Annotated in this window: 24 protein-coding genes; 3 read left to right on the plus strand and 21 right to left on the minus strand. The window is 37.0% G+C overall.

What is annotated here, in order from left to right; genetic code table 11:
* Positions 1-9 precede the first annotated feature (9 nt).
* The 15 genes from G3O09_RS08345 to G3O09_RS08415 all read right to left on the minus strand — a co-directional run bounded on the left by G3O09_RS08345 (position 10) and on the right by G3O09_RS08415 (position 14,505).
* Positions 10-1,236 (minus strand): hypothetical protein, encoded by a 1,227-nt coding sequence (locus G3O09_RS08345; protein WP_163101037.1) that lies wholly within the window; start codon positions 1,234-1,236, stop codon positions 10-12.
* Positions 1,208-1,762, minus strand: a complete 555-nt coding sequence (sigX, locus tag G3O09_RS08350; protein WP_163101038.1) for an RNA polymerase sigma factor SigX — start codon at positions 1,760-1,762, stop codon at positions 1,208-1,210. Before sigX ends, G3O09_RS08345 begins: the two co-directional genes overlap by 29 nt.
* A 180-nt stretch (positions 1,763-1,942) precedes the next feature.
* Complete coding sequence (locus G3O09_RS08355; RefSeq protein ID WP_163101039.1) at positions 1,943-3,727, minus strand: ATP-binding protein; 1,785 nt, start codon at positions 3,725-3,727, stop codon at positions 1,943-1,945.
* Positions 3,724-4,440: a response regulator transcription factor gene (locus tag G3O09_RS08360; protein WP_163101040.1), complete on the minus strand. Its 717-nt coding sequence runs from the start codon at positions 4,438-4,440 to the stop codon at positions 3,724-3,726. The genes G3O09_RS08355 and G3O09_RS08360 overlap by 4 nt, the downstream gene beginning before the upstream one ends.
* Positions 4,441-4,575: 135 nt before the next feature.
* Positions 4,576-5,754, minus strand: coding sequence for a c-type cytochrome biogenesis protein CcsB (gene ccsB / locus G3O09_RS08365; RefSeq protein ID WP_163101041.1), 1,179 nt, complete (start codon positions 5,752-5,754; stop codon positions 4,576-4,578).
* Between the two features lie 14 nt (positions 5,755-5,768).
* Positions 5,769-7,391, minus strand: a complete 1,623-nt coding sequence (gene resB / locus G3O09_RS08370) for a cytochrome c biogenesis protein ResB (protein ID WP_163101042.1) — start codon at positions 7,389-7,391, stop codon at positions 5,769-5,771.
* Positions 7,392-7,407: 16 nt separating this feature from the next.
* On the minus strand, positions 7,408-7,935 hold the full coding sequence (gene resA, locus G3O09_RS08375) for a thiol-disulfide oxidoreductase ResA (protein WP_163101043.1): 528 nt from the start codon (positions 7,933-7,935) through the stop codon (positions 7,408-7,410).
* A 98-nt stretch (positions 7,936-8,033) separates the two neighbouring features.
* Positions 8,034-8,768 carry a pseudouridine synthase gene (locus G3O09_RS08380; protein WP_163101044.1) on the minus strand — a complete coding sequence of 245 codons (735 nt, stop codon included), beginning with the start codon at positions 8,766-8,768 and terminating at the stop codon, positions 8,034-8,036.
* A 533-nt stretch (positions 8,769-9,301) separates the two neighbouring features.
* On the minus strand, positions 9,302-9,835 hold the full coding sequence (locus tag G3O09_RS08385) for a spore maturation protein (RefSeq protein ID WP_163101045.1): 534 nt from the start codon (positions 9,833-9,835) through the stop codon (positions 9,302-9,304).
* The gene (locus tag G3O09_RS08390; protein ID WP_163101046.1) at positions 9,835-10,428 is read right to left on the minus strand and encodes a nucleoside recognition domain-containing protein; all 594 of its coding nucleotides are present in this window, start codon (positions 10,426-10,428) and stop codon (positions 9,835-9,837) included. The genes G3O09_RS08385 and G3O09_RS08390 overlap by 1 nt, the downstream gene beginning before the upstream one ends.
* The gene (locus G3O09_RS08395; protein ID WP_163101047.1) at positions 10,421-11,572 is read right to left on the minus strand and encodes a D-alanyl-D-alanine carboxypeptidase family protein; all 1,152 of its coding nucleotides are present in this window, start codon (positions 11,570-11,572) and stop codon (positions 10,421-10,423) included. The genes G3O09_RS08390 and G3O09_RS08395 overlap by 8 nt, the downstream gene beginning before the upstream one ends.
* A gap of 201 nt (positions 11,573-11,773) precedes the next feature.
* Positions 11,774-12,262, minus strand: coding sequence for a YpuI family protein (locus G3O09_RS08400; RefSeq protein ID WP_163101048.1), 489 nt, complete (start codon positions 12,260-12,262; stop codon positions 11,774-11,776).
* Between the two features lie 101 nt (positions 12,263-12,363).
* Complete coding sequence (locus G3O09_RS08405) at positions 12,364-12,774, minus strand: hypothetical protein (protein ID WP_163101049.1); 411 nt, start codon at positions 12,772-12,774, stop codon at positions 12,364-12,366.
* A gap of 398 nt (positions 12,775-13,172) precedes the next feature.
* A complete protein-coding gene (gene scpB / locus G3O09_RS08410; protein WP_163101050.1) occupies positions 13,173-13,751 on the minus strand; it encodes an SMC-Scp complex subunit ScpB in 579 nt (192 codons plus the stop codon).
* A complete protein-coding gene (locus tag G3O09_RS08415; RefSeq protein WP_163101051.1) occupies positions 13,741-14,505 on the minus strand; it encodes a segregation/condensation protein A in 765 nt (254 codons plus the stop codon). Before G3O09_RS08415 ends, scpB begins: the two co-directional genes overlap by 11 nt.
* Positions 14,506-14,695: 190 nt before the next feature.
* Here G3O09_RS08415 and G3O09_RS08420 point away from each other — a divergent pair, with 190 nt between their 5' ends.
* Together G3O09_RS08420 and G3O09_RS08425 are read left to right on the plus strand one after the other, a co-directional pair.
* Complete coding sequence (locus tag G3O09_RS08420) at positions 14,696-14,788, plus strand: YjcZ family sporulation protein (protein WP_163101052.1); 93 nt, start codon at positions 14,696-14,698, stop codon at positions 14,786-14,788.
* A gap of 196 nt (positions 14,789-14,984) precedes the next feature.
* Entirely contained in the window at positions 14,985-15,515 is a 531-nt protein-coding gene (locus G3O09_RS08425) for a DUF309 domain-containing protein (RefSeq protein ID WP_163101053.1), read from the plus strand.
* A gap of 32 nt (positions 15,516-15,547) precedes the next feature.
* Here G3O09_RS08425 and G3O09_RS08430 read toward each other — a convergent pair whose 3' ends face one another.
* Positions 15,548-15,898 (minus strand): GNAT family N-acetyltransferase, encoded by a 351-nt coding sequence (locus G3O09_RS08430; protein ID WP_163101054.1) that lies wholly within the window; start codon positions 15,896-15,898, stop codon positions 15,548-15,550.
* Positions 15,899-16,353: 455 nt separating this feature from the next.
* On the opposite strand from G3O09_RS08430, the gene G3O09_RS08435 reads away from it, so the two are divergent.
* Positions 16,354-17,226: a DUF1002 domain-containing protein gene (locus G3O09_RS08435; RefSeq protein ID WP_163101055.1), complete on the plus strand. Its 873-nt coding sequence runs from the start codon at positions 16,354-16,356 to the stop codon at positions 17,224-17,226.
* A 47-nt stretch (positions 17,227-17,273) separates the two neighbouring features.
* Here G3O09_RS08435 and lysA read toward each other — a convergent pair whose 3' ends face one another.
* From lysA to G3O09_RS08460, 5 genes are all read right to left on the minus strand, one after another.
* The gene (lysA, locus tag G3O09_RS08440; protein WP_163101056.1) at positions 17,274-18,593 is read right to left on the minus strand and encodes a diaminopimelate decarboxylase; all 1,320 of its coding nucleotides are present in this window, start codon (positions 18,591-18,593) and stop codon (positions 17,274-17,276) included.
* Positions 18,594-18,753: 160 nt separating this feature from the next.
* Positions 18,754-20,220, minus strand: a complete 1,467-nt coding sequence (locus tag G3O09_RS08445) for a spore germination protein (RefSeq protein ID WP_163101118.1) — start codon at positions 20,218-20,220, stop codon at positions 18,754-18,756.
* On the minus strand, positions 20,204-20,803 hold the full coding sequence (gene spoVAEA, locus G3O09_RS08450) for a stage V sporulation protein SpoVABEA (RefSeq protein WP_163101057.1): 600 nt from the start codon (positions 20,801-20,803) through the stop codon (positions 20,204-20,206). The genes G3O09_RS08445 and spoVAEA overlap by 17 nt, the downstream gene beginning before the upstream one ends.
* 28 nt (positions 20,804-20,831) lie before the next feature.
* A complete protein-coding gene (locus G3O09_RS08455; protein WP_163101058.1) occupies positions 20,832-21,254 on the minus strand; it encodes a stage V sporulation protein AB in 423 nt (140 codons plus the stop codon).
* Positions 21,244-21,864, minus strand: a complete 621-nt coding sequence (locus G3O09_RS08460) for a stage V sporulation protein AA (RefSeq protein ID WP_163101059.1) — start codon at positions 21,862-21,864, stop codon at positions 21,244-21,246. Before G3O09_RS08460 ends, G3O09_RS08455 begins: the two co-directional genes overlap by 11 nt.
* Positions 21,865-21,937 lie beyond the last annotated feature (73 nt).

Here is a 21,937-nt window from a genome sequence, read left to right on the forward strand (position 1 = left end):
TATTTTTCATTAATTCACTTTATTAGGATGGACGAAGACGGTCGTTTCTTGATTCATTTTAATCAATCCAACTTGCTGAATGGTAGGATGTTCGAATGTGATAGATTTAAAACCGAATTCACGAGCTGTTAGAACCATTGCTTCTAAAGCTCTAATAGTCACTTCTGATTCATCAAGCATTGTCTCCTCAGTAAATGAAACAATTACTTTATGGCCTTCTTGTTTGACGGTAAATTGAAAGGATTCTGGAATAGAAGGATAGATATATGAAACATCCAAAGGTTTTTTCATATCATGTAATGCTGACTCAAAATTCTCAAAACCATTTAAGGTCGGTACAAGTAATTTTTTAGTTTGGTTATTGTATTGGTAAATCAAATAACCCCTTTTTCGTTCGAACGGGAGTATCTCAAGCTCAGTTTTAAGCCCAAAGCTTGAAAATTCTACTCCTGGATTACCTTCCTGACTGAATGTAACTTTATCTATCCCTGAATATCCTGCAGTATCCTTTAAAGCCTCAAAAAAAGTATAATCCATATTGATAAATGGATGGCCTTCTAAAAGGTCTACATTTAATGTACGTGATTCGTGATCTATAGATAGTATCGTTGATGGAAGAGGATAGTATTCTCCCAAGCCAAGTTGTTCCTCATCTAATTCCTGCATGATTTTTTCAAAGGTTTCAAGCTGAGGGATTCCTTTGGATTCTGTGCCTTGTACAGTGAAAGTGATTGGAACAATATAATTCACATTCATATCTGGAACGGCTATTGTTATCTCGGTTTGATTATCATTTTCATCTGGGACAATGATAGAAGGCTCTGATGAGGCACTGGTAATTCCTATTTTTGAATCTTCTGTGGATCCATCTTCCTTACCCTTAGTTAGCGCGATTTCCTTTTTAGGCTCAGAAGACGGTTCCTTTTTTATCACAGCTTCATCCTTGGAAGATTGTGAAGATTGTGAAGCTTGTGATTCATCTGATATTGCTACTTTACTTTCAGAACTTTTATCTCCTGAAGGGTTATTAAAGAAAAAAGATGAGGTAATAATTGCAAATAGGAAAACTGCCGCTATGCCCGCCATCGCTGGAAGCCATCTTTGAACCGACTTTTTCTTTCTAGTTGCCAGTTGAATATTCGCTAAAACTTCCTGTGCACTTCGCTCGTCCTTTATGCCAGGTAATTTTGAAAACAATTCTTCAACTTCATGATCTGTCCATTGTGATCTTTTCAAGAGGGCTTCCCTCCTTTCCTACATTAGCCTCAAGAATTTTCTTCACTGCTTTCAATGCCCTATGTTGAGTAGTCTTTACTTTACTTTCCGTCCAACCTAAAACCTCGGCTGTTTCCGAAATAGATAGGGATTGGATATAACGAAGAATGATGACAGATCGTTGATCGACTGTGCATTCATCCAAACTTTTGTAAATCCATTGTATTTCCTCTTTTTGTAGAGCAATTTCTTCAGGGATTGGATGCTCATCCTTAATTTGTTGCTTATCCCAATCGAAATTTTCCATCAATCTTTGCTTCCAGCTTTTTTGTTTTCTAAAATGATCGATTGCAGCATTCCGCGCTATCGAGTATAGCCATGTCCTCTCACTGCTTTTCCCCTCAAATTTTTGATGGGATTTGTAGACACGTATATAGACTTCCTGCACTAAATCCTCTGCTGTCTCCCTATTCTTCACCATATAAAATAAAAACTGAAATACATCATGATGGTACTTTTCATATAAATCCTGGAAAACGGAGTCCATTTATCCCCCTCCTCCGTTATAATATTAGTCGTAACGTTATGTATAAAAGTTACACTTTTTACTATAGTCTTTTTATACAAAAAAAGGAAGAGTAATACAGCGCTCTTCCTTTTGTACTATGAAGTCGAACGTTTCTCATGTAACGAGATTTTTCGGCACATTCCATCATCAGCGTCATTTTTAAATCGAATGATGGGGAATGGTAAAGGTAAATGTCGTACCATGATGAAGTTTGCTTTTCACTGAAATGTCTCCACCATGAGCCGTAATGATGTTTTTAGCGATTGCCAAACCAAGTCCTGTACCTGATTCACCTCTAGTTCTGGCCTTATCAGCTTTATAAAACCGTTCAAAAACAAATGGAAGGTCTTCACTTGGTATTCCTGTGCCAGAATCACTTACTTCTATAACGAGATTATGTTTTTTATCTACTGACTGCTTAATGGTTACTACCCCGCCATCGGGAGTGTGTCGGATGGCATTATCAATCAGATTAGTCATAACCTGTTCAATTTTATCACCATCAAATTCCCAGACTAGATGTTGGTTATTAATTTCATTTTCAACGTTAATGTTTTTTTCTTTAGCGAGACCAGTGAACTTAGAAGCTATTCTCTTAAAATAAGGTTGAAGTAATATTTCTTCATTATGCAATGAAATTCGACCAGCTTCCATTCTTGCTAGATCCAATAAATCATTTACGAGTCTCCCCATCCTTAAAGATTCATCATAAATGATGCGGGCCAATTCTTTCTTTTCTTCCTCCGTCCCTGCAATATCATCTATGATTGCCTCACTGTAACCTTGTAACATCGAAATGGGCGTTCGAAGTTCATGCGACACGTTCGCGATAAAATCCTTCCGAAGTTTATCCAGTTTTCTTTCTTCGGTCATATCCCTTAAAACGGCAACCGCACCTCGAATATGCTCATTATTGTATAGGGGACTCACAATAATGACCCAATGATGGCCTTGCAATGAAATTTCCCCCGTCTGTTCACTTTCCGTTTCCACAGCTTTCTCAAAAAGCTTCATTAATACTGTAGGGGCTTCTTTATCATCTGCGATAAAACCTTTTTCATAATACCAATATTGCAAAAATGTTTCTGCTGGCGGATTTGTTGCCAAAATCGCCCCATCCCTATTTATGGTTACCACACCGTCTGCCATACTACTCAATATGCTTGAAAGGTTCTCTTTTTCTTGACTCAACGCATTCATATTAAAGGTTAATTGTTTGCCCATTTGATTAAAAGCTGTAGCAAGCTCACCTATTTCATCATGAGTTAGAATTGGGACCCTTGTTTCAAATTTCCCTTTAGCTACTTCAAATGCCGCTTCCCTCATTTTTCGGAGAGGAGCTGTTATTCTAGTAGATAAGAAAAAGGCAAAAATGGTGGTCAGAACTATGGCCACACCAGCAGCTAGCAAAATGAATTTGGTTGTTGACTTGACCGTTCGTTCCATTGCAGTCATCGTTTGATAGATGAAGATATAACCCTCTTGGTTATCTAACACCATCGGGGCTCCTACAATTATGACTGGGATTTTCTCTTGATTTTTTTTATCATTAGAAAAATCGCTCAACAATAATTCCTTTTGGACTATTTTACGATCGATGAAAATTTGAGACAATTCAGGGTCATTCTTAATTTCAGATAGAGATAGGGGTGGATCTGAAAAAGTTTTCGATGCTAATACTTTGTGCTCGCCTTCAACTACTATAATTCTCGTTGAACTTCCAAGCAATTGTGACGAAATTTCCAAAGATTCATGTGGATCTTTATGGTGCCGCAATATTTCCACTATCCTGCTTGCGGTGACTGTCAGCTCGTCTTCAACTTGATTAATATTGAAGTTTTCAAAGAATTCTAGAAGTAGAACTGTTAATATGAAAAGCACAAATGAAACTAGCAGTAGAATGGTAAGCCATAATTTCCCTACTACGCTTCTCCAAAAAATCATTCATTCACGACCTCAAATTTATATCCAACACCCCATACCGTCACAATCATTTTCGCAGCGTCTTCGGATACTTTATTCAATTTCTCTCTCAATCTCTTTACGTGAGTATCAACTGTACGTAAATCTCCGAAAAATTCATAGTGCCAAACTTCTTTCAATAATTGCTCGCGGTCAAAAACTTTGTCAGGAGACTTAGCTAAAAAGTAAAGAAGTTCGTATTCTTTTGGCGTCAAAGAGACTTCCTTTCCGTCTGCGGTGACCCTATGCGCATCGTTGTCTATCGTAACATGAGGAAAAACGATAACATCTTTCGTAGTCGTATCTGTTTGTAAGTATGTTGTTTTAGAAGAACGTCTCAGTAAGGCCTTTACTCTAAGGATGACCTCACGAGGACTAAATGGCTTTACAATATAATCATCCGTCCCTACTTCAAATCCTTGGACCCTATTCATCTCTTCACCTTTTGCTGTCAGCATGATGATTGGGGTGGATTTCTTCTCACGAATTTCACGACAAACCTCAATACCATCTTTACCTGGCATCATAATGTCTAACAAGATTAGATCAAAATCAGTCGAATTCACTTTCGCCAAAGCCTGATTTCCATCCTCAGCTTCATCAATAACGTATCCTTCTCTTTCAAGGTACATTTTCAACAATCTACGAATTCGTTCCTCATCATCTACCACAAGAATTCTAACCGTTTGCTCCATTTCATCCACTCCCTTATTTATCATTGATATTAAAATGCTTTTATTCAAACAAAATAACTCAAAAAGATGATCGATCTTTACAAAAAGGCCTCACATCTGTGAGACCTTTCATCTGTCATGGCTTCCATTCAAATCTTAAGCATATGAATGAAGACCAGCAATTACAAGGTTAACTACAATAGTATTAAACATCATAATGCCAAATCCTATTACCGCTAACCACGCAGACTTTTCTCCATGCCATCCTCTTGAAAGGCGTAAATGTAAGAATGCTGCATAGAATAACCAAGTGATAAGCGCCCATACTTCTTTTGGATCCCATCCCCAGAAACGGGTCCAAGCAATTTGTGCCCAAATCATAGCAAATATTAGTGCTCCAAGTGTGAACACTGGGAAACCAATTAACACGGAACGATAACCAATTTCATCCATCAAATCAAGCTTTACATTTTTTACCAAAGGTTGTAATGAATGTGCGATTCTCTTACGAAGTATTAATCGTAACAAACCATAAATAATTGCTCCGGAAATAAGTGACCAAAACACTGTATTTAACTTCTTAGCATTTATTAGGGCTGGTACGTCAAAGAATGGTTCCAACTTCCCTGCTGTTTTCAATTCATTTTCATTGAATCCGACCAAGGCAGGTAAATTATATGTTTCTTCCACTGTATTTCCCTTTTTATCAACCCAATCAAACTTTGCTTCGTAACCTTGGAATGAGAAAATGGAAGAAATTATGACAAATCCTAGTGTAGCAATAAGGCTGAACATGACTACTTCGAGCCAGAACGTTTTTTTACTCTTTTTAGTTTGATCAATTGCTCTTACTAAATAAATGACTCCGGCAGCAAAGCTGATCGCAAGGATTGATTGACCTGCTGCAGCTGTAGTTACATGGATGTGCAACCAGTCACTTTGCAAAGCAGGAATCAACGGTGAAATATCACGTGGGAACATGCTTGCATATGCAATAACCAAAATTGCAACTGGCAATGCAAAAACACCTAAAACTGGGGTCTTATAGATCAAAAAGATAATAATAAATGCAGCGACCAGCATCATTCCAAAGAATGTAATAAATTCAAATAGATTACTAACTGGTGCATGTCCTGCAGCAATCCAACGAGTTATAAAATAACCTAGTTGGAATGAAAAACCGATTATTGTCGTAATAATTCCAAAAAGGCCCCATTTATTAAGCTTTAGTTCTTCATCAGGCTTTTTTATCTTAATGGCACCGCCAAAAAAGAATGTAGCGATTAAATATAAGATAAATGCAATATAAAGTAAGTTACTACTTAATTCTGCCACATCTATCCCCCCTATTAAGTAGATTTTTCTTCTTGAACCTGATCAATAGGTTCGTTTAGACCAAGGTCTTTAATTGTATTTGAAATGTCTTTTTTCAATCCATACCAATTTTTATTGGTATGAGCAGCAATCCACACTTGTTGACCTCTTCGTTGAATCCAGATTCTTCTATGGTTCCAATATGCACCTTGGATCACTCCAATCATGAATATAGCCCCACCTAAACCTAGATACCAAAGGGTTTTGTCTTTTCGTACAGTCAGTGCAGATACGTTTTTGTAGTCCACACCGTTAAATTTCATTTTATAAGTGTTATTACCGCCTGGCTCAACAGTTTGTCGAATGGCTACAAAGCTTACTTCCCCTTTTGGCTTATCAGGAGTTATCATATTGAATACAAAAGCTGGATTGTTTGGAATTCTTGATTTAGTTGATGGAACTCCATTTTCATCAAACTCAAAATCCGGTAAATATTTCTTTAATTCTACGGAATAACCATTGCCTAAATCATATTTTTCCTTTGGATCATAAAGGTCGATTGTTAAATCACCATATTCCTTTTCATCACTTTTGCGTGTTAATTTGAAACTCATTTTATTTAGTTCATTCAGTTTGTAATCAACTTGGTAAAGGGCGTAGGAATCATGCTTTAACGGTTCATTGACCCTAATTTCATGATCTTTGATTTTATTTAATTCTGCTTCCTCTCCTGGAAGTGTTTCTTTGCTTCTTCCATACAGAGTAACATCCGTTTGGAAGTTTTTTACTACAGAGCCCTTCTGTTCCAAAGCAGCTTCAAAAACTTTATCATCTTTTTCTTTATCATATACATCAAGGTGGAACTTATCACTCTTCAAGTAGTACTGACCTTCTGTTCCAGGTATTTCCTTTGTTTCCCCTTCTCGGATCCAAAGGATTTTATCCACATACATACCAGGAACGGATCGAAGCATTGCACCTAATAAAAAGATGATCAGACCGACGTGATTTATATAAGGTCCCCATCTTGAAAATCGCCCTTTTTCAGCTAATAGAGCCCCATTTTCTTCTCTTACTTTAAAACGGCGTTCTTTCAATCTAGTTTTTATTTTTTCAAAATCGATATCGTTGGCTTCTTCTGTAATCCAAAAAACACGTTGACGTTTAAGGAATCCTTCATGCCTGTCCACTCTTTGAGTTTTTAATGCACGATATAGAGGGATGACACGATCCAAACTACATATGACAAGTGAAATCCCAATGGATGCAACAAGAATCAAATACCACCATGAACTATAAAGATTATGGAAACCTAATTCATAATACACTTTTCCAGCCCATCCGTACTCTTCTTCGTAATGAAGTTCCGCTGGCACTGTTGGAGGTATGTACATTTCTTGAGGAAAAATGGTACCTATCCCAGAAGCAATCAAAGTCAATATGATAAGCCAGACCCCAACTTTTACAGATGAAAAGAAATTCCATATTTTATCGATGATTGTCTTATTGTAAGTTTGTGAACGTCGTGCAGTACCTTCGTAACGCATATCGACTAGCTTTTGTTCTTTCGTCGCTTCGTCTAATACACGTCCACAAGCTTCGCACAATACGGTACCTATCGGATTGACATGTCCGCATTCGCATTTTACTTCATTCATGTGAAAAACTCCCCAATTATGGTTTTATTCTCTCCATAAGATCCCGAATATCTTTCTCAGTTAAAGTTCCTGTGATAGAATCTATGACCTTTCCATCCTTATCAATAAGAAATGTTACAGGGAGAGGGTTGACCCCATAAGCGTTTTGTACTTGGCTCTTCTTATCTATCAATACAGGGAAGGTCAGATCGAAGTCATTAACAAAACTTTTGACTGCAAATTCAGACTCTCCAACATTGACAGCAAGGATTTGTACACCCTGGTCTTTATATTTTTGATATTGATTATTCATAAATGGCATTTCTTTTTCACAAGGCTTACACCATGTTCCCCAGAAATTAAGGAATACTCCTTGCCCTTTATAATCGGAAAGCTTATGTTTATTCCCCTCCATATCATTCAGAACAAAATCAGGAGCTGGACTATTTAATTTTACTGCTTCGTCTTTTTCCTTTGTAAAATTGGCATACAAAGTGTACGCTAGGGCCGCGCCTAATAGTATGAGGATAATTGTCCTCATGATCAGACGTTTCTTTTTATCCATAAATATCCCCCTAATTTACAATCTACCACCCATTATAGCATTTAATAATATCATCACATTGTTTTCAAATATGAAGGTTATGTGACAAAAAATCATGACTATTTTTTATTTGGTGTTGCTGATGCTAAAGCCCTTAGCTGCTTCACTTCATGAGGGCTAAGTTCTCTTGCATCACCTGTCCTTAACCCTTGTAATGTCAAGAAGCCATACATTTCCCTCTTCAATTTCACTACTGGGTGCCCTACAGCATCAAACATTCTTCTTACCTGTCTGTTACGCCCTTCATGAATGGTTATCTGAACGATGGATGAATCCTTTTTCTTGTCAGCAGATAACACCTTAACTTTAGCCGGTGCTGTCATTCCATCTTCCAGTTTAATTCCTTTTTCTAGTTTTCTAATACTTTCGCGCATGATTAAACCTTTAACTTTTGCGACATATACCTTTTCGACCTCATTTTTTGGATGCATAAGCAAGTTGGCAAATTCGCCATCATTGGTTAGCAATAAGAGACCAGAAGTATCATAATCCAATCTACCAACTGGATATATACGAGCTTGGATGTGTGGGAAAAAATCAGTTACTACCTTTCTACCTTTGTCATCATCTACAGCAGAAATGACGCCTCTAGGCTTGTATAGCAAGAAATATACAGGTTCTTCCCTTTGAATTTGAACTTCTTCAACTTCTACACGATCTTTTGAAGTTACCTTCGTTCCTAATTCCTTAACAACCACACCGTTTACCTTTACTTTACCTGCAAGAATCATTTCTTCCGCTTTCCTTCTTGAAGCCACTCCCGAATGAGCGATCACTTTTTGCAATCTTTCCATCTATATCACCTCTAACATATTACTTTCTCGTCTATGAATTCTCAAGCAATAAACAATTATGACACATTTGACCCTAAAAGAGAAATAAAGGTTTTAAAAACTATCTTTTGTTATTACCTTCAACCTAAATGCGGAAATCTGAATATGTACTTGCAGGAAAGATCCTCAAAAATATGGGAAGCGAGTGAAAATAGGCTCTTATTACATATACCGTTGTTTTTAAAAAAGGAAGGTTTGTTTCATTTTAGGCGTAATTAAACTTCATCGATTTGAGTTGATTGTAGCGGAGGGCACTTGACTCCTCGAAAATGCATACGCATTTTCTTCGTGCGGTGTTTATTTGAGGAAGCTTATTCAATGTCCTGCGGGAAATAGAGGGAAGTGGGAGACCCCACAGGCGGTAACGCCGAGGAGGCTCCCATCCCTCCCCGCGGAAAGCAAGTGCCAGGAGCGGAAAGCAACGGACAAAATGCCCAAAAATAAAAGGCCTGCTCTTTTTTCAAAGTAGCAAGCCTTTATTTCTCTTAATATTATTAGCTTCCAAAAATAAGCGAGATTACAATAATCGCTGCAGCAAAACCGATAAGGTCTGCCAACAATCCTACCTTTAAGGCATCACCCATTTTTTTTATACCTACTGCACCAAAATAAACCGTTAATACATAAAAAGTAGTATCAGTGCTCCCTTGAATGGTTGAAGCCAATCTACCAATAAAAGAATCCGCACCATAAGTTGCCATCAAATCACTTGTCATACCTAATGCGGCAGTGCCTGATATTGGCCTGATGATCGCTAGTGGAACGACCTCTGCCGGCACACCAATCGCTTCAAAAGCAGGCTTCATCAAATTGACAAACGCATCCAATGCACCTGATGATCGAAAAACAGAAATTGCTACAAGCATTCCTACTAAAAAAGGAATGATGGAAAATGAGATTGTTACTCCCTCTTTACCACCCTCAACAAAGCTTTCGTATGTTGGTACTTTTTTATATGTGCCATAAACTAATATGAAAGCAATCAGAATTGGAATGATCCAGAGGGAAATCATTGTAATCCACTGCATCAATACCCTCCGTTCTTTTTACGTTTATGGTAATAGTAGCGATCGATTATAATTGCCCCAATAGTAGAGCATATAGTCACCAATATTGTTGGCATTACTATATCAGTTGGAGATGTTGAATGATGTGTCATCCTAATAGCAATCACAGTTGTGGGGATAATCGTGATGGCGGATGTATTTAATGCCAAGAAAGTAACCATTGACCTGCTGGCAACATCCCTTCCACCATTAAGTTCTTTTAATTGTTCCATTGCCTTGATTCCAAGGGGAGTGGCTGCATTGCCTAATCCAAAAGTATTTGCCATCATATTGGATAAGATATACCCCATCGCAGGATGGTCTGGGGGAACATCAGGAAACAATTTTGAAACGATGGGCTGAAATAATTTGGAGAGTTTGTTCAATAGTCCTGAATCCTCGGCTATTTTCATTAAACCTAGCCAGAAAACAAGCACACTCATCAGTCCGAAACAAAGTGTCACCGCGTCTTTTGCACCTTTAAAAAGAGCTTCGTTCACTTCCTCGATTGTCCCGTTAAAGATGGCATAAACAATCCCGATTAGTGTCATCCCTACCCAAATATAATTAACCATTATTTTTCAATCCTACTGTCATAAAAAATAATGATGTCCAACTTTTGAAGAAAGTACTTTTCCATGTTTCCGCCACAGGTTCATAAAATAAATTACGTTTACCAATTGCCTCTCCATCTAGATAAACAATTGCTTTTCCCACCTTTTCAGGGAAATCTGAGTCTTCCTCCCAATCCTTTGAGGGTTTTATCAGTTTGTATTCAATTTTAATTTGTTGTTTTTCTTCAAAGCTTAATGGATATTGAAACGAATTTTTGATTATCACTTTGTCTTTATACGGCTTTTCTCTAACTTCATCTATATCGTCTTCATCTAAAATTTCAACTACATCAAATTTATCAAAGGCTGATTCAAACATGTTTCTATGATCATCCCAATCATTTGGGTCATCTAGAGTGACAGCTATTAAATTCATATCATCCTTTGTGGCGGTCGAAACAAGGGTCCTTTTTGCCAGCTTTGTATAACCTGTTTTACCACCAGTTGAATATTTGTATAGCTTTAACATTTTATTTTTATTATGCCATGTATAATCCCATTTCTCGTGTGGATTTGGAGCTTGATGAACTTTAGTCGAGGAGATTTCACAATATGTAGAATTCATCATGGCGTACCTTGTTAAAAGTGCCATATCATAGGCGCTTGAAAAATGTTCAGGTGTATTATCAAGTCCATGAGGATTAGAAAAATGGCTATTTTTCATCCCTATTTCCGCTGCTTTTTCATTCATTAAATATACAAAGCCTTCCATGCTTCCACCAATATACTCTGCTATCGCGACAGCAGCATCATTTCCGGAGCGGAGCATTAGACCATAGACCAAATCTTTTAATTTCATCTTTTGACCATTTTTCAAATACAATGTCGATCCTTCTGTCCCGATTGCCTTGTCACTAATTTTTACAGTTTCATCCATTTTTCCAGATTCTATTGCTAATATTGCTGTCATTATTTTAGTAATACTAGCTATCTTCCTTTTTTCATGGGCATTCTTCTCGTAAATGACCCTTCCGCTGATTTGTTCCATTAATACAGCACTTTTTGCACTTACACTGAAACTTTCCGCCCTAACCGTATTTGGAAGCAAGGAAAATAACAAGGCTGCAATAAGGGCAAATAAGATTCCTTTATTCAATATACGCATGGCTACCTCGTCCTTTTTTATTTTATTAATACAATTTATGCACAAGGACAAGGGTTATGAGTTTTTTATATAAAACTATTTATGAATACATCGCGTAATCCGAATTCAATATTCCTTTGTTTTTCTCGGTAGTTATGAGGTTTCATGCACTAATCAGAAAAAAGAGGTCAACCCCCTTTTTGGGATTGACCTCTATTCCTATTATTTCGATTGCATCATTTTTGTTCGATAATCCGTTTCATAATACTCAAGATCTTCTCGCACTTGTTGGAACCCACTCTCAAGTTCCTTAACCAAATTAGAGATACTTCCGGGAACTTCTTGGTGGAATTTAATCGAATTTTTTCCAGTATAGGCAGCACGACTATCTTCATACCATTGATCATATTTTGGCGAAAAGAATTCCTCTACACATTGGTGATAGATTTTGTATAACGTTTTCTCTGCAGCACCTTTTGGAAACTCCTCATTTTTGAGGATAATCTTACATGCCTCTAATCCTTCTTCAGAATTAACAAGCAATCTTCTTAAATTAGATAAGATGCTCTTATAATAAAGCTCATCACCCATTTTTTCATCCTGTAATTTAGAATAGGTAACCTCATTTATGTAGGCTTCCAATTTCGAAACGGTTTCCTGCAAAAAAGCTCTGACATCTTCCAATTGTGTTTTAACCATCGTATTTCCCAATTACAGCACTCCTCTATATATCTAGTTTGGTGGGCAGCAAAAGAACACAAAAGCATTAATGAAAGAAAAGAATTCCCACAGGTGTTCTCTTCTATAGATGTTTATCTTACAAATTCCAATGGCGATTGTAGACTATATCCATTGTTTTCGTTTAGAGAAATGAAGATTTCTTCAAACTTTTCAAGATTAATTCCTTGAAAGTGGTTCTCAAATTCTCTTTCTGAACTAATATATACCCTCTTTCTATTCCGGTAACCAGGAAATTTAATTAAACAGGCAAGAGCTACCAAATCCTTAAAATGTACAGGTCTGTTGTCGACAGTAAAAACCGGATCGTGTTTAAATGGAGTATATGTACTAAAATGTTCATCAAAAAATCGTACATATAATACATGTAAAGTTTTCTCTTCACCATCCTCGATATAAGTTACTTCTGAACGGTTAAAGAAATCCTCGGATGTATTGGACTTTTCTTTTTCCAACTCATACCCCTTGCATGTTTTAATCAACATTTTACTCCCTCGCAATCCTATAACATAAATCATTGTATGTAACTATTTACATTATTTTAACACAATTCTGATAATAAGACTTACATCATTTCACGATTTCCCTTTTCTGTGAAAAAGACAAATCTGATGTAATGCTATCTCCGTATAAAGTATTTCTTCATCTCATTAATGTTTTCCTCTACGCCCCATATTATATTTGTTTTACTTTCGGTTAATATTCTTTTCATAAGTGTGGAAGTTGTTATTACTTAAACACTGAGCCTCTTCGATGCATAAATCAACATGAGCTTTCAAAAAGCCTTTAAATAAAAAACACCCTATAAATGCTAGATTGGTGTCTAACATTTAAGGGGCAGTACAAATAGAGACTTTTTAATTTTAATGCATTTATGGAATTTTCATTCATTATTTTGTTGTAAACCAAAAAATAGGTCTGCTTCATTTTGTTCAAAGGATTCTTCTATTGCTTCTGGTAAGGCTGGTAATTCTTCGATCGACTTTAAACCAAAATAGTCTAAAAACTCATTAGTAGTTCCATAAAGAATCGCTCTTCCTGCACCTTCAGCTCTTCCGATTTCTTTTATCAATGCTTTTGCACCGAGAGTCTGCAATGGCCGTTCTGTTTTAACCCCTCGAATTTCTTCAATCTCCGCTCGGGTGATTGGCTGTTTATAGGCAACAATCGCAAGTGTTTCAAGCGCAGCCTGTGATAGGGTTTGACTACCAGGAGATTCCACTAGTTTTTTTAAATAGTCAGAATGCTCCTTTTTAGTGGCTAATTGATACACACCTGCCATTTCAATAATTTGTATCCCACGTTCTGAATTGGCATACTCCTCTTTAAGCACCTCAAGCCATTCGACAGATTGCAAATCTGTGACATCCATAACTGCAGATATTTGTTTAACAGATAGTCCTTCATCTCCGGCAGCAAATAAGAGTGCTTCGAGTACGCCCTTCCATTCTTTATGATCCAACAGTAACGACACCTTTCTTTAGAGCAATTACAATATCTTCAAAGTTATTTTGTTGTTCAACGATTATTTCATCGGTTTTCATTAACTCCAAGATTGACAGGAAAGTAACGACAAGATGCTCCCTATCTTCGTACGGAAATAAGGTAAAGAAACTTATTTTCCCCTTGAATTTCCTTATTTTCTCCATTACTTCGTTCATTCGTTTTTCAATAGAAATTTCTTGCCTTGTAATCTTGGTTTGTAATGGTTTTTGTAGTTTTTGCCTTCTCAGCAGTTTTTGGAAAGCACTTAACATATCATAAAGCGAGACATTTAAATCTAGTTTTTCTGGCTGTAATTCAGTTGATAACTGGGATAAATCACTAGGAGGCTTTGTAAAGATCATTCCTCTTTCCGTTTCAAGCTGTTTAAACTCTCCAGCAGCCTCTTTATATTTCTTATATTCTATCAATTTTTCAACAAGTTCATCACGAGGATCTTCGTCATAACCAAACTCAAGATTTTCATCCTCTGTTTCTTCCTCATGCTTTGGCAAAAGCATTTTACTCTTAATAGCCAATAACGTAGCAGCCATAACTAAATATTCGCTTGCAACATCTAGCTGAAGCTCCTTCATTGTGTGTATAAAAATTAAATATTGTTCTGTTATTTCCGAAACCGGAATATCGTATATATCAATTTCTAGACGATTTATTAAATGCAGTAGCAAGTCCAATGGACCTTCAAAAGCATCGATTTTCACATTATAAATCATTTCGCTCACCATTGGTCTATAGTTTTGCCGTTTCCCCTGAAAATTCGGCTATACATAGTATAGTAGATTACTGACATTTGTCCAGTGTACATCTATGGAAACGTATAAAAAGTAGGCTAAAGCCCATACACTTTTGACTTTATCACATATGCTGATATGGAAAGAAGTGAATATTAAGGAGGTAGCAAATATGGGTGACTCCCGTGGTGGACACAGCAGTGGCTTTGCGTTAATCGTTGTACTATTCATTTTGTTAATTATTGTTGGTGCAGCTTGGTGTTAATGCCAATTCCCCCTCGCAATGAGGGGTTTTTTGATTTTCATGCGTTGCATAGATAATAATCATCCATTTATAATGGCTGTTTCCGTACACTTTGTTTCTATTTTTACAATGGAGTGTTTAATTGCAGCTCCAGAAGGCTCGCTTTACATAGTAGCCTTTGCTACAATTTAGGAAATGTTATAAGGAGTTGTGTGAAATGAAATACCCAGAAGAATTTGTTGCTTTTCTTGTCCATTTCCATGCGACTCGTGATTATTTTGAGTGCCATGAAATCTTGGAGGAGTATTGGAAGGAAACCGATCCTAAGAATCGTCAGTCTCCTTGGGTAGGTTTAATACTATTAGCGGTCTCTTGTTATCATCATCGAAGAGAGAATTTTTCCGGCGCAGAGAGGACATTACTTAAATCCATTCAAATTCTTTCTCTCGAATCAACTCAAGTTCATTTAAACTGCTTGGGCTTAGATTCAATACGCTTGAATGAAATGGTTTTAAAACAATTAGAAGTTATACAGCATGAAGAACCATATAATAGCATGAAACTCCCTATCTCAGATGACTTACTAGATGCTTGTAAAATTTATTCCACTCAGAATGGCTTTGAATGGTTCTCTCAGGAAAATTCACCGATAGAAAATACAATCATTCATCGCCATCATACAAGGGATCGATCAGATGTCATACAAGAACGCCTACGACAAAAGAAGATTAAAGGCAGAAATATATGAAAAGGGTGGCTCAATTGAGTCACCCTGCTTTATTAACATTCGTCATCTATACATTTTTCAAAAAATCGTTGTGTAAGATCCGTCGGGACAACTTCTCTATTTGGATACATGTCACGGATAGCCTTTACCATATTTTTTCCAATTCCTTGTTTTCTATATGACGGATTTACAGAGACGTGTTGAACAACAATTCGATCATGTTCCTCTACAATACCAACTATCCCTACTGGATCTTCTTCCTTCCAGAGGAATAAATGCCAATTTTCATCCGTTTCATATTGCTTCATTGTCGTTTGAAGCTTTTTAATATCCTTTTCATTTGGCATAAAGGATAGTAATCCCATCGCAATCTTTTCGAAGCTTTTCTTATAGCGTATTAGCATTATATACCCCTCATTAGTGATGAAACTTTATCCTATCATCTATTATGAATGTTTTCATCATACAGAAAAAGTCGAGTAACTTCAACCCTACAAAAAGTATAAACTTCTTATCGACATAGTGCATAAGTCCTATTAATTATGCGATGAATGCCCAATAAAAATATCCCCACGCAATTGACAAGATTAATAATATTATAAGTAAAATGATATTGGTCTTTTTCAAGATGTCCAGTCCTTTCTAAAACAAACAGTCTACACTCTTATTTTAGCTTGAAATGACTCCTTTGCAAATTAAACTTGTCAATTCTCAATTTTTCCCCTACATTTTAACTAGTCCATTTCTAAAAAAGTTCTACATACGATGATTAAGGAATCTTAAATGTAAAATTTTACCTGTAAAATAATATGAATCTTTTTAAAAAGTTATCCGTCTATTAGTATAGGGAGGTTGTTTTATGAAATTTCTTACTAAGAAAATCTTGGCTACTGGGTTGGCTTTTGGTTTACTCATGCCTTTATCCGTTTCAGCAGATGCACAACCAGGTGATCGAATCATTACTTTAGGTGCAAATTTAACTGAAGAACAAAAAAACATGTTACTTTCTGAAATGAAGGCTACCAACAACGAAGAAATTATTACAGTCACAAATGAAGAAGAGCACAAGTATTTAGGTAGTTATATTTCTAAAAGATTAATAGGTACAAAAGCTATTTCTTCATCCTCTATCACATTGGGAGAGAAAGCTTCAGGTTTAAAGGTCGAAACAAAAAATATTAACTGGGTAACGAATGAAATGTATGTGAACGCACTCATTACAGCAGGAGTTAAGGATGCAGAAATTTATGTAACTTCTCCTATCCCTGTTTCCGGTACTGCTGCTTTAACTGGACTTATCAAAGCATATGAGTTGTCCTCTGATAAGGTGATTCCTGAAGATGTGAAACAAGCTGCGAATGAAGAAATGGTCAAAACTGCTACATTAGGGGACCAAATTGGGACAGAAGAAGCCTCTGCGTTAATGACACGCATCAAAGAGGAAATCGCTAAAAATCCTCCAGAAACTGAAGCGGAATTGAAGGCCTTAATTGAAAACTCTGCCAAAGAACTTGGACTGACTTTGGACGAAGCACAAATTCAAAGCTTAATCGATTTATTTAATAAATTGAAAGAATTAAATATTGATTGGAACCAGGTTGGTGACCAATTAAGTAAAGCCAAGGAACAATTAGATGCTTTCCTTAGCTCTGAAGAGGGACAGACGTTTTTAGAAAAATTGAAGGACGTTTTCGTAAGCTTAATTGATGCTATCAAAGCTTTATTCAAATAAATTGCTTGTAAAGAAACAGCCGGCTCATTTTTTGAGCCGGCTGCTTTTTATTTACAAACCTTCTTTTTATAAGGTAAGTCTTGTTTTACTAAATCATCTAAAGTTTCTCTTTTCACGACAAGCGTATCTTCTCCATCTTCTACAAATACAACAGCTGGGCGGGCAATTCTATTATAATTATTACTCATTGAATACCCATATGCGCCAGTGCAGAATACAGCTAATATGTCTCCTCTGCCCGCTTTCGGCAATGGAAGGTCCCATATCAGCATATCACCACTCTCACAGCATTTTCCCGCAATCGAGACAGTCTCTTCAACTTCATCTAATGGTCTATTAGCTAAAACCGCCTCGTATTTTGCATCATATAGTGCTGGTCGAATGTTGTCACTCATGCCGCCGTCAACTGCAACATATTTACGAATATTTGGAACTTCTTTTTGCGATCCTACTTCATATAAAGTCGTTCCTGCATCTCCTACTAAAGAGCGACCTGGCTCAATCCAGATTTCTGGCATGTCAAGCCCTAGAATGGATGCTTGATTTTGTACTTCTTTGACAATTTCCTCTACATACTTTGCAGCAGGCAAGGGTTCATCTTCGCTTGTATAGCGGATTCCAAATCCTCCACCTAAATTTAACACTTTAGCTTTAAAGTTTATTTGATTTTGCCAAATGCTTAACTGCTTCATTATTTTCTGTGCTGCCAGTATAAAGCCTGTCGTTTCAAATATTTGAGAACCAATATGACAATGTAAGCCTAAAAGATTGATATAACTGGACTGTAAGGAGAATTCAATTGCCTGCTCTGCTTGTCCATTCAATAAATCAAACCCAAACTTTGAATCTTCTTGTCCAGTCAGGATATAGTCATGTGTATGAGCCTCAATACCAGGCGTCACACGTAAAAGAATAGACATTGGACGTTTAAGTTCGTCACAGATTGAATTCAGTAAAAATAATTCAGAAAAGTTATCTACTACAATGCACCCAATTTGCTCGTTTAAAGCCATTTTTATCTCTTCTTCACTTTTGTTGTTTCCATGGAAGTGAATCTTTTCTCGTGGAAACCCTGCCACTAAAGCAGTATATAATTCCCCTGCAGAAACAACATCCAAAGAAAGTCCTTCTTCATCAGCCAATTGGACCATTGCTACTGTAGAAAATGCCTTACTAGCATACGCTACCTGGGATGTAACTCCTAATTGTTCAAAGGTTTTCTTAAAACCTCTTGCACGCTCCCTTATTAAAGCAACATCGTAAACATATAAAGGCGTACCATATTTTTTGGCAAGCTCTAATGTGTCTACGCCACCAATCTCTAAATGCCCTTTCTCATTTACCTTGCTCGTCCCATAGAAATGCATCTTTCCTCTACCCTTTCTCCAAACGACGTGAAGCTGAAATGCCGCTTATTTGCTATATAGAAATAGACAGTCCCCTTTAAAAAAGAACTGTCCTTGCTTTAGTAAATTAAACATACAGTATCATAATTATTTGACAACTTCAATGCTTCGTAAATAATAATCAATTTTGTGGTTGCCTGTATTTATCTCTCGGATGGACAATACTTGGTCTAATTCTTGAACCAGGTACAGCTCTCCTGACTAATATGCGAAAAAATGCATAAGGATGAAAAGGAATCAATGGCCATAAATATGGTGTATTCAGTGATTTTATACTAGCTAAAAACATAATGTAGATGGTAAATCCAATGATAAGGCCAGGTGCATGGAATATGGCCGTCAGGATAATAATCGCCAGAGTTGACATTTTGTTCGCTACGCTTAACTCTTGGCTTGGTGTAGCAAATGTACCTATGGTAGCTACTGCCACGTACAAAATAACCTCAGGCACAAATAATCCGACATCGATTGCGATTTGACCAATCAATGCAGCTGCTACCAATCCCATCGCAATTGATAAAGCACTAGGAGTATGAATAGAAGCAAGCCTCAGAAATTCAACTCCAACTTCCGCTAAAAATATTTGGATGATCACCGGGATATTCGTTTCCTCGTTCGGTCCAATAAATGCCAACTTTTCTGGAAGCATTTGTGGCTCTACTACGAATAAGAACCATAAAGGTAATAGGAAAAGTGAGGATGAAATTCCCAAATACCTGATCCATCTAACAAATGTACCTACCGTTGGTGATTGCCGATATTCCTCAACATGCTGTACATGATGGAAATATGTGGTTGGCGTGATGATGACACTTGGTGATGTATCCACATAAATCAATACATGACCTTCAAGTAAGTGCGTCGCAGCGACGTCAGCACGTTCCGTATAACGTACAAGCGGGTATGGATTGAATCCTTGGTCTACTATGAATTCTTCCACTGTTTTATCAGCCATCGTCAATCCATCGACTTTTATATTCTGGACTTCTTTCTTTACTATCTCTACCAAATCTTCATTGGCAACATCTTTTATGTAAGCAATCGCAATATCGGTCTTTGAACGTTCCCCCACTTTTATGATTTCAAAACGTAAACGCTCGTCTCTAATTCTTCTGCGCGTCAACGCAGTATTGACAATAATATTTTCAACAAACCCATCACGTGAACCCCGGACTACCTTTTCTGTATCAGGTTCTTGTGGTGTTCTTCCAGGATAACTCCTTACATCGACAATTAGTGCATTTGTTTCTCCCTCAACAACAAAGACAATTAGTCCTGTTAATAATTGATCGACAATTTCGTCTAGCGTTTTCACCTGGCTCACTGATTGATGCACTAAGCGATTTTCTATCAACTCATACAAATCAATCCTGTGATTATGATTACTAGCATCATTATTGATTACTACTATCTCTTGTAAAATTTCAACGATGAATTGTGTATCACATAATCCATTTAAGAAATAAAGATTTACATCCTTTTTTAATATTTTTAATTTCCGGATGCCAAGATCAAAGCTCTCTCCTAATCCAATCCTTTCTTTCATAAATGATTCAATCTTCGTAAGACTGTTAGGAATCGGCATCATGGCTTGAGTTTGGTTTTTCAAGAAACCCACTCCTTTCAAGGATAATTTGTACTGCTAATTTCGTAATAGGAGCACCTGTCTTTGAAGAATCATTCTTGCCCATTTTTCCAATATCCCCTACCCCTACAATCACTGGAACATCGAGTTGGTCTAAGCAATATACCGTATCTCCAGTAATCTTGCCTAATTCTAGTTCGGGATTTCCGAATTTATCGACTCCATATGGCGTCAAATTCCCGTCGCGATCAATGCACACGTCTACTTTGGTCCATTCTCTTTGCCTAGTCTTTGATGCGACTGCTATGATACCCAATACTTCAATATCATTATGGGTCGCGACAAACATTAACGCCTTTTCACCACTACCTTCGCCAATAAAGCCACTGTCATCAAACATCACAAGTACAGGATCGTAAGGAGCCTTTTTGATCATCCTGACCAATTCTTTCCCAGAACGATTAGTAGGGTTGCCGTGTGACATGGTAATGCATCGCCCACCAATCTCTTTAGCTACCAGTTCCACTGCGTGTCTTGCATATTCATCTCCATCCGTAATCAAAATGACTTTTCGTCTAGTACTCATAGATGGTTTTCCTTTCCTAGTTGAAACTTTATCGATCGACGAAGTATATCCATTGAAAAAGGGAGCCGAAAATTTTCCCAAATACAATCGCCATTAATAAATAGACGATTTTTTCTTGAACACCAACACGTTTAGCCAAAAGAGGGAGAACATTCAGCACTTCAGTCAATGCAGATGCAAGCATCCCATTAAATACTCCGCTTAATATCCCCAAGAAGAGTAGAATAAATGGTGGAAGGCCCAAAATTGATTCTCGAAGGCTAACCCAACCTCCTAATACTGCTCCCATAACGACTGCTAACTCATAGTAATGAATCATTTTCATTGTTTTGGTTAACTGTGTAAGTCGTGGTATTACACCTAAAACTGTTAAGAAAGCCACGAATCCTGCCCCGACTGCAAGCCCTCCTGCAAAACCAATAAAGAGTAAGATTAAGATTTCACCTGTCATCTAACTGCTTCACGCTTTCTTTGTTTTCATTCATGACTACATATCGGTCCAAATCCTGTTGGTAATTAAACATTTCAACTTCCAATGGACTAGGTTCTTCATTGAATCTTTTTCTAAAGAAATGATTAAAGAATAATATCATCCCTATCCCTAGTCCAAAACTATATGGAATTTGAAAAAGGAGTGGCTTTTCCTCTGTTTTTCCTGTGATGATCGTATACAGTTTCTGATGGACAGATTGCATGCTTACATCTTCATGAAAATTCATGACTGCCAGTGCAGCGCCGACAAATAGCAGAAGCCAAACGATGATAAAAAAAGGAACATTCATTTTTTTCTTTTCATGAATAACTTCGATAATTGTCTGAGTTGGCCCTATGCCCTGTAATTCTAATTGAGGCAACTTTTGCAAGATGATGTGCAACAACTGTATGAAATCAATAATGACAATATTTTGGTCTCCATCAGTAATTTGATAGATATCCATTTCTTCAACCTGTTCTACTACACGATCAGGTCCCACAACCCTGGCAATGTCCTTTACTTTTACACGGTGATTCTTCCGTAATTGGACACGGTGTCTCATCCTGATATAAATGACATTTTCCATATTACTTTCACCCCGCACACTTTAAAGGTTGTAGATTTATTATGCTTTTTTTCCAAGAAGTACATACAGAAGT

Origin of the sequence: Peribacillus alkalitolerans, assembly GCF_010882125.1 — a bacterium.
Lineage (GTDB): Bacteria > Bacillota > Bacilli > Bacillales > DSM-1321 > Bacillus_BN > Bacillus_BN alkalitolerans.